Annotated in this window: 15 protein-coding genes and 1 tRNA gene; 6 read left to right on the top strand and 10 right to left on the bottom strand. The window is 59.1% G+C overall.

Translation table 11 applies throughout. The features are described 5' to 3' along the window. The first annotated feature begins 1 nt into the window (after position 1). Positions 2-1,132, top strand: coding sequence for an ABC transporter permease (locus OOZ53_RS08915; protein WP_271089093.1), 1,131 nt, complete (start codon positions 2-4; stop codon positions 1,130-1,132). Between the two features lie 18 nt (positions 1,133-1,150). On the opposite strand, the gene OOZ53_RS08910 is transcribed toward OOZ53_RS08915, so the two are convergent. Further along, entirely contained in the window at positions 1,151-1,477 is a 327-nt protein-coding gene (locus OOZ53_RS08910) for an ArsR/SmtB family transcription factor (protein WP_271089092.1), read from the bottom strand. Positions 1,478-1,572: 95 nt separating this feature from the next. On the opposite strand from OOZ53_RS08910, the gene OOZ53_RS08905 reads away from it, so the two are divergent. Beyond that, positions 1,573-2,274 (top strand): glutathione S-transferase family protein, encoded by a 702-nt coding sequence (locus OOZ53_RS08905; RefSeq protein WP_271089091.1) that lies wholly within the window; start codon positions 1,573-1,575, stop codon positions 2,272-2,274. A 20-nt stretch (positions 2,275-2,294) separates the two neighbouring features. On the opposite strand, the gene OOZ53_RS08900 is transcribed toward OOZ53_RS08905, so the two are convergent. From OOZ53_RS08900 to OOZ53_RS08880, 5 genes are all read right to left on the bottom strand, one after another. Continuing rightward, on the bottom strand, positions 2,295-2,864 hold the full coding sequence (locus OOZ53_RS08900) for a TetR/AcrR family transcriptional regulator (protein ID WP_271089090.1): 570 nt from the start codon (positions 2,862-2,864) through the stop codon (positions 2,295-2,297). A gap of 3 nt (positions 2,865-2,867) precedes the next feature. Then, a complete protein-coding gene (locus tag OOZ53_RS08895; protein WP_271089089.1) occupies positions 2,868-3,092 on the bottom strand; it encodes a Trm112 family protein in 225 nt (74 codons plus the stop codon). 30 nt (positions 3,093-3,122) lie between these two features. Next, positions 3,123-3,800, bottom strand: a complete 678-nt coding sequence (locus OOZ53_RS08890; protein ID WP_271089088.1) for an LON peptidase substrate-binding domain-containing protein — start codon at positions 3,798-3,800, stop codon at positions 3,123-3,125. Between the two features lie 94 nt (positions 3,801-3,894). Further along, positions 3,895-4,878: a thioredoxin gene (gene trxA, locus OOZ53_RS08885; RefSeq protein WP_271089087.1), complete on the bottom strand. Its 984-nt coding sequence runs from the start codon at positions 4,876-4,878 to the stop codon at positions 3,895-3,897. An 82-nt stretch (positions 4,879-4,960) separates the two neighbouring features. Continuing rightward, positions 4,961-5,500 (bottom strand): prolyl-tRNA synthetase associated domain-containing protein, encoded by a 540-nt coding sequence (locus OOZ53_RS08880; protein ID WP_271089086.1) that lies wholly within the window; start codon positions 5,498-5,500, stop codon positions 4,961-4,963. Between the two features lie 200 nt (positions 5,501-5,700). Here OOZ53_RS08880 and OOZ53_RS08875 point away from each other — a divergent pair. The 4 genes from OOZ53_RS08875 to OOZ53_RS08860 all read left to right on the top strand — a co-directional run bounded on the left by OOZ53_RS08875 (position 5,701) and on the right by OOZ53_RS08860 (position 9,347). Continuing rightward, positions 5,701-5,775: transfer RNA gene (locus OOZ53_RS08875), tRNA-Gly, on the top strand. 459 nt (positions 5,776-6,234) lie between these two features. Then, positions 6,235-6,741: a HEPN domain-containing protein gene (locus OOZ53_RS08870; RefSeq protein ID WP_271089085.1), complete on the top strand. Its 507-nt coding sequence runs from the start codon at positions 6,235-6,237 to the stop codon at positions 6,739-6,741. A gap of 225 nt (positions 6,742-6,966) precedes the next feature. Next, on the top strand, positions 6,967-8,295 hold the full coding sequence (locus tag OOZ53_RS08865) for a hypothetical protein (protein ID WP_271089084.1): 1,329 nt from the start codon (positions 6,967-6,969) through the stop codon (positions 8,293-8,295). A gap of 254 nt (positions 8,296-8,549) precedes the next feature. Next, positions 8,550-9,347 (top strand): FkbM family methyltransferase, encoded by a 798-nt coding sequence (locus OOZ53_RS08860; protein WP_271089083.1) that lies wholly within the window; start codon positions 8,550-8,552, stop codon positions 9,345-9,347. A gap of 43 nt (positions 9,348-9,390) precedes the next feature. On the opposite strand, the gene OOZ53_RS08855 is transcribed toward OOZ53_RS08860, so the two are convergent. The 4 genes from OOZ53_RS08855 to OOZ53_RS08840 are packed head-to-tail and all read right to left on the bottom strand — an operon-like array spanning position 9,391 to position 12,852. Continuing rightward, positions 9,391-10,125 carry an ABC transporter ATP-binding protein gene (locus tag OOZ53_RS08855; protein WP_271089082.1) on the bottom strand — a complete coding sequence of 245 codons (735 nt, stop codon included), beginning with the start codon at positions 10,123-10,125 and terminating at the stop codon, positions 9,391-9,393. Further along, positions 10,122-10,943, bottom strand: coding sequence for an ABC transporter ATP-binding protein (locus tag OOZ53_RS08850; protein ID WP_271089081.1), 822 nt, complete (start codon positions 10,941-10,943; stop codon positions 10,122-10,124). Before OOZ53_RS08850 ends, OOZ53_RS08855 begins: the two co-directional genes overlap by 4 nt. Next, positions 10,940-11,842: an ABC transporter permease gene (locus tag OOZ53_RS08845; protein WP_271089080.1), complete on the bottom strand. Its 903-nt coding sequence runs from the start codon at positions 11,840-11,842 to the stop codon at positions 10,940-10,942. Before OOZ53_RS08845 ends, OOZ53_RS08850 begins: the two co-directional genes overlap by 4 nt. Continuing rightward, positions 11,839-12,852, bottom strand: coding sequence for an ABC transporter permease (locus OOZ53_RS08840; RefSeq protein ID WP_271089079.1), 1,014 nt, complete (start codon positions 12,850-12,852; stop codon positions 11,839-11,841). The genes OOZ53_RS08845 and OOZ53_RS08840 overlap by 4 nt, the downstream gene beginning before the upstream one ends. Positions 12,853-12,906 lie beyond the last annotated feature (54 nt).

The following is a 12,906-nucleotide window of genomic DNA, read 5'->3' as shown; positions in this document are numbered from 1 at the left end:
GATGGCCCTGTCGTCCAGCCGATTCCTGGCGATCCTGATGAAGGAATTCATCCAGATGCGGCGCGACCGCATGACATTCGCCATGATGATCGTCATTCCGATCGTCCAGCTCATGCTGTTCGGCTTTGCCATCAATTCCGACCCGCGCCATTTGCCGACCCTGGTCGAGGTGCATGACACAGGCCCCTTCACACGCGGCTTCCTCGCCGCGATGCAGACCTCCACCTATTTCGACATTCGTGGAACCGTCGCCAACAGCACCGAGGTCGACCGGGCGCTGAAGACGGGCGAGGCGACCTTCGTCGTCACCATCCCGGAAGATTTCGAGCGCGACATCGTTCGTGGCGAAAAGCCGGCGCTTCTGGTCGCCGCCGATGCCTCCGATCCGGCCACGTCCGGGTCGGCGTCGGCGGCGCTTTCGGTTCTGGCCGCGAACACCGTCAACAATCTGGCGATCGGGCCGCTGTCCTACCTTGCGGGCACGCAGGACGCCTTCTCGGTGATCGCCCATCAGCGCTACAACCCCGCCGCCAGGACCAGCTACAACATCGTTCCGGGACTGCTCGCGATCATCATCTCCATGACCATGGTGATGATCACGGCGATCGCCATCGTCCGCGAGAGCGAGCGCGGCACCATGGAGACCCTGCTTTCGACGCCGGCGCGGGCGCCGGAGGTCATGCTCGGCAAGATCATTCCCTATGTGCTGATCGGCTATGTGCAGACCTGCGTCTTCTTCATCCTGGCCTTCTGGGTCTTCAGCGTGCCCTTTGCCGGTCCCGTGGCGCCGTTCCTGCTCGGTCTCAACATATTCATCATCGTCAACCTGGCGCTCGGCTTCCTCTTTTCCACGGTCGCCAGGAACCAGATGCAGGCCATGCAGATGTCGTTCTTCTATCTGCTGCCCTCGATCCTTCTGTCCGGCTTCATGTTTCCCTTCGCCGCCATGCCCGGATGGGCGCAGGTCCTCGGAACGCTGCTGCCAAGCACCCATTTCATGCGCGTCATCCGCAAGATCATGCTCAAGGGCGCGGACCTTTCCGACATCGTGCCGGATCTGCGCGCACTCCTGATCATTCTGGTCGCCGTTTCGGTGCTGGCCATGCTGCGCTACAAGCGCACGCTCGACTGACGCTGCCGCCCGCAGCGCTCAACAGCAATCGCTGAAATCGCAGCAGGCCACGACATCGGGGTGCTTGCCGCAGCAATCGTCGAGAAGGAAGGACACGAGCCCGCCCAGCGCTGCGTAATCGGCGCGGTAGACGATGTTTCGCGACTGCCGCTCCGACGTGACGATCCCCGCCTGTTCCAGCGCCGAGAGGTGGAAGGAGGCACGCGAGGAGATCGCCCCGACCTTCTCTCCGATTTCACCTGCCGAAGCGCCCTCCGTTCCGCATTCGACCAGATGGCGCACAATGCGAAGCCGCGTTTCCTGGGAAAGCGCCGCGAACATTTTCAGAGCTGAGTCTTCTTTCATATTTCAATATCTCTTGAAATGTTGAATTATTGGGAATATATCGCCATCGGACGCGGACAATCAAGTCCACCGAGGCACAAGACTGGAGAACCGGGATGAAAATCGTCAGCTTCAAGATCTGCCCGTTCGTGCAAAGGGTAACGGCACTGCTGGAAGCAAAAGGCATCGACTACGAGCTCGAATATATAAGCTTGAAAGACAAGCCGCAGTGGTTCCTGGACATCTCTCCAAATGGCCAGGTTCCCGTACTGATCACCGATAGCGGCACGGCGCTTTTCGAATCGGACGCCATTGTCGAATATCTGGAAGAAGCCTTTCCGCCGCTACAGCCGGACATCTCGCTTGAACAGAAGGCGGCCAACCGGGCCTGGAGCTATCTCGCCGCGAAAAACTACCTCGTCCAGTGCGGCGCGCAGCGCAGCCCCGACGCCATCGCGCTCGAAGAGCGGTCGGCCAAGCTTGCCAAGACCTTTGACAGCGTGGAGAAACAGCTTGGCGACACGCGCTATTTCAACGGTGACGCCATCGGCATGGTCGACATCGCCTGGCTGGTGCTGCTGCACCGCGCCGACATCATCGAACGCCGCACCGGTTACGACTTTCTCGACGGCCGTCCGAAACTAAAGAAATGGCAAAAACATCTGGTGCAGACCGGCATCGGCGACCGTTCGGTCGCGGCCGATTTCGAAGATGCGTTTTCTGCGTTCTATCTGTCCGAAGAGACCTTTCTCGGGCGCGGCGGCGACCTCAGCGCGGGTCTGGCCTCCGGCGAGCGGAAGGCGAGCGCCTGCTGTTAGAGCGTGTCCATCAAGCTTGTCTAGATTTGAATCAGCCGCTGCTCGGCGCGGCGGAAGCTTTCGGCCAGCACCGTCGCGTCGCCCAGCGCATGGGCGAGCGAAATGCCGCCCTGCCATTCGACCACGATTTCGCGCGCCTTGGCGAGCGCGACGGACGGTCGCGAGCCGGTGCGCTGCAATTCGCGGCCGATGAAACCGGTGAGCAGCTCGAAGGATTCGGCCGCCCGCGCCGAGGCCTTCGGCGCCTCCGAGCGGAAATCGCGCACCGCGAGCGCGATCGGGCAGCCATGGTCAACGCGGCTGCGGCTCGATTGCGACAGCCGGCGCAACAGGCCGAGCACCCGCCGCCGTGGATCCGCCTCGGCCTCCGCGACCTCTTCGAGCATGTCTTGCGTCTCGGCGACGAAGATATCGGCGACGCCGGTGGCGATGTCCTGCTTGGTGCGGAAATAATAATAGACATTGCCGAGCGGCACACCGGCATCCTTGGCGATGTCGGCAAGGCTCGTGCTTCCATAGCCATGGCGCCAGAACCGGTTTGCCGCGGCTGCCAGCAATTGCTGCCTTTTCTGATCGCCGCGCTTTGACAAGGCCTATGCTCCCGCCTTGTGGGCCGCCCTCTCGTCATCATCGAGCGGCCGTGCCTCAGACGGCAGCATGATCGGAATGCCGTCGCGGATCGGATAGGCAAGCCCCGCCGACAGGGAGATCAGTTCGTTGTTCTCCTCGTCCAGGTCCAGCCGGTCCTTGGTCAGCGGACAGACGAGCAGTTCGAGCAGCTTGCTGTCGATCGTGGCGGATGGGCGTGTGTCTGGCATGGCGTGGTCTTGTCGTGCGTGCAAACGAATCTACTGCAGCACCGTATCATAGTCGTCGCTGTCGCGCGCCAGGGCGATCTCCGTGATCGCGATCAGGGTATCGGCGCGGGTCTTCAGGTCCGGCGCCTCCAGAAGCGCCTGTTTCTCGGCCGGCCCGTAGGGCGCCATCATCGACATGGTGTTGACCAGCGTCGCGTTGCTCGCCTGGCCGACGCTTTCCCAGTCGGCCTCGAGCTGGTTGGCCTCCAGATAGGCGCGGAAGCTCTCGAGCAGCGCCTCGCGGTTGACGCTGTCTTCGCCATTGTCCGCAGAAAGATCGTTGAGGAAGGGCGCGATGCGCCCCTGGCGGTAGCCCTTCCTGATCGGCAGTTCCTCAAGCAGACGGAACCGGCATATGCCGACCAGCGAGATGATGTAGCGTCCGTCGCCGGTTTCCGAAAGCGACGTGATGCGCCCGAGCGTTCCGACCGAGCAAAGCGGCGGATTGTCGCCGCTTTCCACATTACCGGAAAGATCGAAGCGCGGCTGGATGATGGCAACAAGGCGCTTCGCCGCGATGACATCGTCGATCATGGCAAGATAGCGGGGCTCGAATATATTCAGCGGCATCTGCCCGCAGGGCAGCAGCAGGGCCCCGGAAAGCGGAAACAGGGCAACGTTGGCCGGAATGTCCTTCTCGGTCCGGTAATGTACATTTCCTGCTTGCAACGTCACTGACCTTGGTTTTAACGCGATATTGTAGAGGAATTGGTGCTGATCACGCAATTCTCAAGGTCTTTTGTGCCGACAACCGCCCGCCGCATCAGGAGAACATCAAGGACGACAACTTGCGCCGCGCGGCAAGGGTCGCCGGATCGGTCGGGCCCCAGGCCTCGAAAAACGTCAGCAACTGCTTGCGCGCACCGTCATCCTGCCATTGCCGGTCCGCCTTCATGATGTGCAAAAGCTGCTCGGCCGCCTCTTCACGCGCGCCCTGGACATTGAGGATCTTCGCCATGTCGAAGCGCGCCTCGTGGTCATCCGGATTGGCGTCAAGCCGTGCCTTGAGCTGCTCGGGATCGCCGAGGCTCGAAATCTCTTCTTCCAGCGCAAAGCGGGCGAGCAGGCTGGCCACCTCCGGCACCTTCTTCTGCTCCTCGTCGAGGCCGTTGATCAGCTCCTTCGCACGGTCCGCCTGGCCTGCCGCAAGCATGCACTCGGCCATGCCGGCCATCGCCTTGGCATTGTCCGGCTGCTCCTGAAGGATGGAGCCGAAGATCTGCGCCGCCAGATTGACGTCGCCGCTATCGAGCGCGGCGCGGCCCTCGGCGAGGAACGCATCGATATCCGGCGCGCCGTTTTCCTTCACCAGCTTGTCGATGAACTGCTTGATCTGGCTTTCCGGCACCGCGCCCATGAAGGCATCGACCGGCTTTCCGCCGGAAAATGCCACCACGGCAGGGATCGACTGGATGCCCATCTGACCGGGGATCGCCGGATGATCGTCGATATTCAGCTTGACCAGCTTGACCCGGCCGCCCTGTTCGGTGACCACCTTCTCGATGATCGGGCCGAGCTGCTTGCACGGTCCGCACCACGGCGCCCAGAAATCGACCAGCACGGGCTGGTTGTTCGATTCGGCAATCACATCCGTGGTGAACGCCGCCGTCGTCGTGTCCTTGATCAGCGGCCCGCCCGCCTGCCCGGCCGGCTGCGCCGGCTCCGGCGACTGGCCGTCGCCGAAGCTCACCGTGCCGCCCATCTGGTTTCCAAAGGAGCCGCCATAGGGATTGTCGCCGTCCTGCATCAGGTCTCTCCGGTCTCTGCTCGGCCCGCGGGCCGCAATATTGTGTGCCGTCCCCGGAAAATCGGCCAGGAGACGCGCAATTTCAAGATGCGCCTTCGTTGCGCCCGCTCAGCGCCACTATTAGCGGTTTATGGCCCGTCGCTTCAAGGAAGCGCAGCAGATCGTCACGCGCGACGGATGTCGTCGCATCGTTGCGCAGCGGGTGCGCGTTGATGATCTCGTGCTCCAGCAACGCCTCGTCCAGCACCATCTGCACCCGGCCCTGCGTGTCGTTCATGACCCCGAAGGACGTCACGGCACCCGGTATAACGCCGAGAAATTCCATCAGCCTGTCCGGCTTGCCGAAGGAAACGCGGCTCCTTGCGCCGATCAGCGGATGGATCGTCTTCAGGTCGATCTGCGCATCCTCTTCGACCGTGACAAGAAAGAAATTGTCCTTCTTGTCCTTCAGGAACAGGTTCTTTGTATGGCCGCCCGGAATCTCGTCGCGCAGCGACTGCGATTCGGAAACCGTGAAGACCGGCGGATGGGTCCTGGTCCTGTGTGCGATGCCCATTTCGTCGAGCGCCGCGAACAGCTCCTCGTCGGTTTTCGGCGGCACGGCTGCGGTGCTTTCGCTCATCGGCTTTTCCTGCCCTGATGTGGCCTTTCTCAGCGGCATGTGATAGGGCGCGCGCGCCGAAATCGCAATCGAAAACCGGGCCGCCGTTTCGATTCATTTTCCTGTTGCATTTGTCGCCGGCTTGCGCCATATAGCGCCGGACGCGGGGCACGCCCCGCATCGATACCCCAGTCGGTTGCATCAGATACCGGCAAAGCCGAGCGGGCGTAGCTCAGGGGTAGAGCACAACCTTGCCAAGGTTGGGGTCGTGAGTTCGAATCTCATCGCCCGCTCCAGTTTTCCAAATAAAAACAGTTGTTTGCGTCGCAGGTGAATATTGAGCAGCTTGCGATTTTCCCGTGGGTGTCCACCAAAGAACCAGATATCGGTGAGTTGGGAGGACCAGCAAATCCAACCAGCAAGATCGTGAATGTCTCCACCGGAACGCCAGATACCGTGCGTTTGCGGCAGCTAACAGAGCCGCCTGTTTCAATCCGGATTCGGGAACTAAGCGTTGACGTGGAATATTTGTGGCACTTGTATTCGGTGCTGAGAATTCACTAGGCAGCAATCCGTTAGCCCCATAGCCGACATCAGTGTGTGATTGCGTCGAAAGTCCCTGATCGAACCCAAAGCGTCGATACCAACGCAACGTAAGAGTGTCCGCTTTCCTGCCACCGACGGGCCGCTCAGCGTCACGGAGCACCGAAGGTACATCATGTAGTACTCAAGCTTTCGAGACGGTAAGGTGGGCTATGGCGATCACTACCCAAGCGCAGTTTTTTCTTAACGCATACCGCATTCTTGAACGAAACGAGGCGGCGCTACAAGCCGAGCAGAAGCGTCGCGCGCAGAGACAAAACCTTGACCATTCAGACAGTCCATCTGTTGATCAAGTCTGCTATGCAACGGATGAGCATATCGGGGTTTCGGATTTTGTATGTCTAGCGTTCTCGGTCGAGCTGTTCGTGAAAGCCGTGTTCGAAGCGCTAGGTCGGCGGCAGCGAGGTCACAACATCAGGGAACTTTTTGAGAAGCTACCGCCCGACGTACAGACCAAAATAGCCGAGATCCATATGAGAAACATCTATCACTGGACACTTGACGACTATAAAGACCAGATGGACGTCATCAGCAAAGGATTCGAGGAATTCCGATATTCGCACGAGCATAAAGAGCTATTCTATCACAAAGGCTTTGCACTCAAAATGATCGACGCGGTAAGACAGGTTATTGATGATATTCGGGCGCAAAAACAATAGCACCGATCGAGTACGCGTCATTCCAATTCATTAAATAAGGCTGGGCGGCCACGAGACGGAACCGTCGAGCCGCTGGAGGCTTTGTAGCCCCGCCTTTCAGAACTCGCCAATCGCTACACTTGAGCCCTATTTGTTTCGAGACCGAAGCAGACGACCCGTAAGCGCTAAGCTAAAGCTCACATGCAGTGCCTATCTGGATATCAAAATATGCCGAGGTGATACTTTGTGGATTTTCTGACAAATCGGGATATTGCGCTGCTCATATGGATAATACCCATATTTCTGTTCTTTGCGCTGAAAGCGGAACTCCGCTCTGCCTTGGTAAGTGTTCTCAAGGCGTTCGTTAGCCCCAAGATCTTGTTTATTTTCGTAGGTTTGTTCGTTTACGTTGCGGCGATTTCATACCTCCTTTGGTTGATTGGGGTTTGGGATATATCCCTGCTGAAGGCGACGATCTTATGGACCATAGGCGCCGGCATAGCGGGTATCTTCGAGGTGATTTCTCTGCGCGACACGAGGAAACTCTTGTCAAAAGCAATTCGTAGCCAACTTGGCGTCATTATTTTCGTTGAATATGTTGTGACGTTTCAGACGTTCAATCTGATGGTGGAATTACTCATTTTGCCAGTTTTAACTTTTTTGGTGCTGCTTTTGTCGGTTTCAGAAGGGAAGCCAGAGAACGAGTTTGCCACAAGGTTCTTAAACACTTTGCTCTCAGTCTTTGGACTATCGCTTCTGATTATTGGATTTACATCGATCTGGTTTGATCCAGACAGTTTCTGGAATACGCGAACGCTGAAAGACTTCCTACTTCCCATCTTACTGTCCCTTCTGATTCTTCCATTCCATTTTGCGCTGATCACTTTGATCACCTTCGAGACTCGCTTTATTGGCTTAAACTTCCAATTAAAGGATGCCTCCCTCAGGAGCAGCGCGAAAAGATGTGCCCTATGGCACTATGCGTTTGACTTGGACGGCTTAAACCGCTGGTTTCATGAAGTTGCCATTGCTGACATACAAACGATATCTGATCTCGACAGCACATTTTCCGTTGTGAAGATGCGACGGGCTGTTGAAGCTAAGCCACCGGAAATCCCAGTGGAGGATGGCTGGTCTCCGTTCGCAGCCATGAAATTCCCGAGGGACGAAGCTCTGCGCCCCCACCATTACAAACAACTCTGGTCAGGCGGGGAAGAATGGCGCGCAAGTTCCAACTATGTTGATTTGGAAAAGGGTGCGTTCGCCAATCAATTGTCTTATTCGATCGAGGGTGACGCTCACGTTGCAACTCGACTATTGCTTAGTTTGGACGTCCGGCAGATGGCCACGGAAACAGCGGCATTGTACAGGCTAATGGAAGAGCTACAGGCAATTACTGACAAAATGGGATTGGAATTACGACTGGATAACAATGGCGCGTTGTTATCCGGACGTACCTTTGTCATCGACTGCTGCAATGTCACAATAAAGGCTAGCCGTAAGGATTGGGCCCTAGAGGGTACATATGATTTTTTGGTCGAGCTAGTTCACAAGAAACACAAAACAGATTTCTAGTTTTCTAAGACGACTTGACACTCCACAAAGTTGCCAATCGGCGTCAAAATGGATGTGGGAGCAGCGGCGAAGACAACTGAAGTGACGTGAGGACTTCCATCCAGTCTAGCGCAGAGCCCTGGTCAAAGCCGCAGCCGGCAAGTCCGATCCCGGCCAACCGGCCGTGGAACAAGCGCCGGTCCAGCTTGTATTTCTCACATTATTGTCTTTAGCTCGAAACACAATTTTATCGATGCTTGCAATGGGCGCGCGAAGTGGGATCCACGAGAGTTGTACGCTGGTATGTCAAACGCAAGGGCTTTCTGGTCGAACGCTGGGTCGGTCATCAGGTCCTGAACCAGCTTCTCAAATCGCTCCGACCGGTTACAACGCAGCACCGTTTGATCCGGTTGGGCGGCGATACGGACGGCGGATATCTTGTGCCGGATGATCTCGAAGGGATACTGGCTTGCTTTTCACCCGGCGTCGGAGACGTCAGCGAATTCGAAACAGATCTTGCAAAACGCGACATTCGCTCCTTTCTGGCCGACCATTCCGTCGAGGGACCGGCCAGCCCGAATCCGCATTTCAGCTTTGAAAAGAAATTTGTCGGGACGACAAATGACGAGGCGACCATCAGGCTGGGCGACTGGGTGGAGACATCGGGATGTGCCCCGGACGATGATCTGATCCTGCAGATGGATATTGAAGGGACCGAATACGACGTCATTCTCGATGTCCCGGAGGACGTTCTGTCCCGTTTCCGGATAATGGTTGTTGAGTTTCACGACCTGCCTTTGTTTTTGGGCAGGACAGGGTTTCGTTTTGCAAAAGCCGTGTTTGACAAACTGCTCAGAAACCACACCGTGGTGCATCTGCACCCGAACAACAACACGCCCGTGATTGAATTTCACGGACTCGAGATTCCCTCAGTCATGGAATTTACGTTTCTGCGAAACGATCGGATCGAGCAGAAATCGCCGGCGCACACCTTTCCCCACCATCTGGATCGGCCAAACGTTGCGTCACGAGACGAGATCGTGCTGCCGGATTGCTGGTTTAGAGCAAGATGACAGGCCTGGACAATCGCAATCGGCATCCGCATCAATTCCCGCGTCAGCCGTAGACGGACCGCTGAAATAGCTCCTGCCCGTAGGACGACGACAACTGTCCGGACCGAAGGGCTTCCGTGTTCGCCGTTTCAACGATGCGGCCCGCGTGCAGAATTGCCAGCCGGTCACACAGAAAGCTGACGACGGGCAAATCATGGGTGACCAGCAGGAAGGTCAGGTTTTTTTCTTCCCGCAGCGATTTGAGCAGGTTCAGAATTTCCGCCTGCACGCTCACGTCAAGGGCGCTGGTGGGCTCGTCCAGCAGCAGGACAGGCGGGTTCAGCATGAGCGCACGGGCAATCGCGACGCGCTGGCGTTGCCCGCCGGACAGCTGATGCGGCAGGCGGAACCGGAACCGTCGCGGCAGGCCGACCGCGTCCAGCATGGCGATGACCTTGCTGTCGCGGTCCGGCAGTCCGTGGATCAGCAGCGGCTCGTTGAGCGTGTCGTCGATGGTGCGGCGCGGATGCAGGCTGCCATAGGGGTCCTGGAACACCATCTGAACCTGGCGCGCGCGGTCGCGGGCCGAGAATGGCCGATCGGTGTCGTTATCCTCACCGATCCTCAAGGTCCCGGTGAACGCCGGCAGTTGGCCCGCCAGTGCCTTCAGGATGGTCGACTTTCCCGAACCCGATTCCCCGACAAGCGCGAAGCTTTCGCCCGTTGCGACATCGAACGAGACATCGTGCAGGACACGCACATCGCTGAAACTGACGGACAGGTCCTTGACGTGGATCATAGCTTGCCCCGGTCCAGCACCGGCAGACGGTCGCGGGTTTCGTCTATTGTCGGCAGGCTGGCCACCAGGCCGCGCGTGTAGGGATGTTGTGCATCCATCAGCGCGCCGGAAGCGATCTCTTCGACAATCTCCCCGCGATACATCACGAGGATACGGTCGCACCAGCGCGCGACCATGTTGAGATCGTGCGAGATCAGGATCAGACCCATGCCGCGCCGCGACACGAGATCGGCAAGTATGTCGAGCACCTGGCCGCGCACCGAAACATCCAGCGCGCTTGTGGGCTCGTCGGCGATCATCAGGGCGGGCTCAAGCACCACCATCATCGCGATCATGACCCGTTGGCCCATCCCGCCGGACACTTCATGCGGAAAAAGACGCGCCACACGCTCCGGGTCCTTGATGCGCACGGCGGTCAGGGCTTCAAGCGCCCGCTCGCGGCGCTCGCGCCTGCCGAGCGTGCCGTGAACGGCCATGGCTTCTTCAATCTGCTCGCCGATCCTGATCACCGGGTTCAGGCTGAACTTCGGGTCCTGCAGCACCATCGACATCGCGGTGCCCCGCAGGTCGCGCCTTTCATCTTCGGACAGGCCGCGCAAATCCTTGCCGTTGAACATCAACTGATCGGCTGTCACTTTTCCCGGTGCCGGAACAAGGCCCATGATGGCCCGGCCCGTCATGCTCTTGCCCGATCCGCTCTCGCCGACGATCCCCAGCCGCTCCCGCCCCAGGGTGAAGCTCAAGCCGCGCACGACATCGGCAGGCCCGTGATCCGTCGGAAAGGTGACGCGCAGATTTTCCACCGACAAAAGGCTCATCCGCGCGACCTTTGTTTCGGGTCCAGCACGTCGCGCAGACCGTCGCCGAACAGGCAGAACCCTAAAGATACGATGACGATGGCAAAGCCCGGCATGGTGGCCACCCACCACTGATCCAGTATGAAGGAGCGCCCGCGTGAAATCATAGCGCCCCATTCGGGCAGGGGCGGTTGCGCGCCCAGGCCCAGAAAGCCGAGGCCCGCCGCTGTCAGGATGATGCCGGCCATATCGAGCGTAACGCGGACAATGGTCGAGGAAATGCAGAGCGGCATGACATGGCGCGCGATGATACGCAGCCGCGAGGCGCCCTGCATCCGGATCGCGTCGAGAAACTCGGAATTGCGAAAGGTCAGCACTTCGGCGCGGGCGATCCGGGCATAGACGGGCCAGGCGGCAATCGCGATGGCAATCACCGCGTTTTCGATCCCCGGACCGAGCGCGGCCACAAAGGCCAGCGCCAGAACCAGCCGGGGCAGGGACAGGAAGATGTCGGTCAGCCCCATCAGCACGCGATCCACCCAACCGCCGAAATAACCCGCGACCGTTCCGATCAGCAGCCCGAGAGGGGCCGATATGATCGCCACCAGCAACACGATCATCAAGGTGATGCGTGCGCCATAGATCACGCGGGACAGGATATCCCGGCCCAGTTCGTCGGTACCCATCCAATGGGCGGCCGAAGGCGGCTGCAGACGGTCGGCCAGCGTCCCTTCGACGGGAGAATAGGGAGCAAGCCACGGAGCGAAGGCCGCCACCAGCAAAAGAGCGAGGATGATCATCAGCCCGACCATCGCCAGCGGGTTGCGCATGAGGTCCCGCGCCAGCCGATAGGAGACCCCCAGCCGCGCCTGCATCCGGGTTTCGGGATCATCCGACAATAGCCAGCCTCGTGTGATCATGCGCGTGCCCTCGGATCCAGCAGGCGGTAGAGCGCGTCGGACCCTTTGTTGATCCCGACGAAGACAGCCCCGATCACCAGCGTCGCGCCCAATACGGCGTTCATGTCGGCGTTCAGCAGCGCCGTCGTCAGATAGTTGCCAATGCCCGGCCAGCTGAAAACCGTTTCGATCATGACAGAGCCTTCGAGCAGGCCGGCATAGCTCAGGCCGATGACCGTGATCAGTTGCACGCGTATGGGCCGGAACGCATGTCTCCACAGGATCAGCCGTTCCGGCACGCCCTTGACGCGGGCGGTGGTGATGAATTCCTGCCCGAGCTGCTCGAGCATGAAACTGCGCGTCATCCGCGCAATATAGGCCAGGGCGAAAAAGCCAAGGATGGTGGCGGGCAGGATGATGTGCGACAGAGCGCTTCTGAATGCCTCCAGGTTTCCGTCAATAAGGCTGTCGACGAGCAGCAGACCGGTGTGCGTGGGCACCATGCCATCCAGGAAAAAATCAATCCGCCCCGGCCCGCCGACCCAGCGCAGATGGGCATAGAAGATCACCAGACCGATCAGGCCCAGCCAGAAGGCAGGAATGGCGTAGCCCGCCAGACCGATGACGCGGATGATCTGATCCGCCATCCGCCCCTGACGCGCCGCCGCGAACACGCCCATCGGAACGCCGAGCGCCACGCCGATGATGATGCCAAGCGTCGCCATCTCGAATGTGGCGGGAAAAACGCGGGCCAGGTCCTCCGCCACCGGGCGACCGGTCGAGACGGACGTGCCAAGCTCTCCCTGAGCCACCTGGCCGACATAACGGGCGAACTGCACCACCAGCGGATCGTCGAGCCCCATCGCCTCTTTCGTCGCGTTGTATGTCTCGATACTGGCGCGGTCACCGACGACGGCCACCACCGGGTCAATGGGGACCACGCGGCCGATCACGAATGTGATCGCCAGCAGACCGAGGAAGGTTACGGCCAAGGTCAGCAGGAACTGAGCGGCGGGCAGGACTCGGGTCAATATGGACTCCCTTTACTTATGGTTAGCAAAGGTGCTTTGACCCATCAAAATTTT

The sequence above is a fragment of the Allohoeflea poritis genome (genome assembly GCF_027889715.1).
In the GTDB taxonomy this organism is placed as follows: Bacteria; Pseudomonadota; Alphaproteobacteria; order Rhizobiales; family Rhizobiaceae; genus Hoeflea_A; species Hoeflea_A poritis.
The sequence above is the reverse complement of the archived record's forward strand: the minus strand, read 5'-3'. Positions and strand labels throughout refer to the sequence as shown.

Excerpts from the sequence above, each read along its gene's own strand:
- OOZ53_RS08870 (WP_271089085.1), top strand. The coding sequence starts at position 6,235 with ATGGCGATCACTACCCAAGCGCAGTTTTTTCTTAACGCATACCGCATT.
- OOZ53_RS08915 (WP_271089093.1), top strand. The coding sequence starts at position 2 with ATGGCCCTGTCGTCCAGCCGATTCCTGGCGATCCTGATGAAGGAATTC.
- trxA (WP_271089087.1), bottom strand. The coding sequence starts at position 4,878 with ATGCAGGACGGCGACAATCCCTATGGCGGCTCCTTTGGAAACCAGATG.
- OOZ53_RS08905 (WP_271089091.1), top strand. The coding sequence starts at position 1,573 with ATGAAAATCGTCAGCTTCAAGATCTGCCCGTTCGTGCAAAGGGTAACG.
- OOZ53_RS08845 (WP_271089080.1), bottom strand. The coding sequence starts at position 11,842 with ATGATCACACGAGGCTGGCTATTGTCGGATGATCCCGAAACCCGGATG.
- OOZ53_RS08880 (WP_271089086.1), bottom strand. The coding sequence starts at position 5,500 with ATGAGCGAAAGCACCGCAGCCGTGCCGCCGAAAACCGACGAGGAGCTG.
- OOZ53_RS08850 (WP_271089081.1), bottom strand. The coding sequence starts at position 10,943 with ATGAGCCTTTTGTCGGTGGAAAATCTGCGCGTCACCTTTCCGACGGAT.
- OOZ53_RS08855 (WP_271089082.1), bottom strand. The coding sequence starts at position 10,125 with ATGATCCACGTCAAGGACCTGTCCGTCAGTTTCAGCGATGTGCGTGTC.
- OOZ53_RS08910 (WP_271089092.1), bottom strand. The coding sequence starts at position 1,477 with ATGAAAGAAGACTCAGCTCTGAAAATGTTCGCGGCGCTTTCCCAGGAA.
- OOZ53_RS08895 (WP_271089089.1), bottom strand. The coding sequence starts at position 3,092 with ATGCCAGACACACGCCCATCCGCCACGATCGACAGCAAGCTGCTCGAA.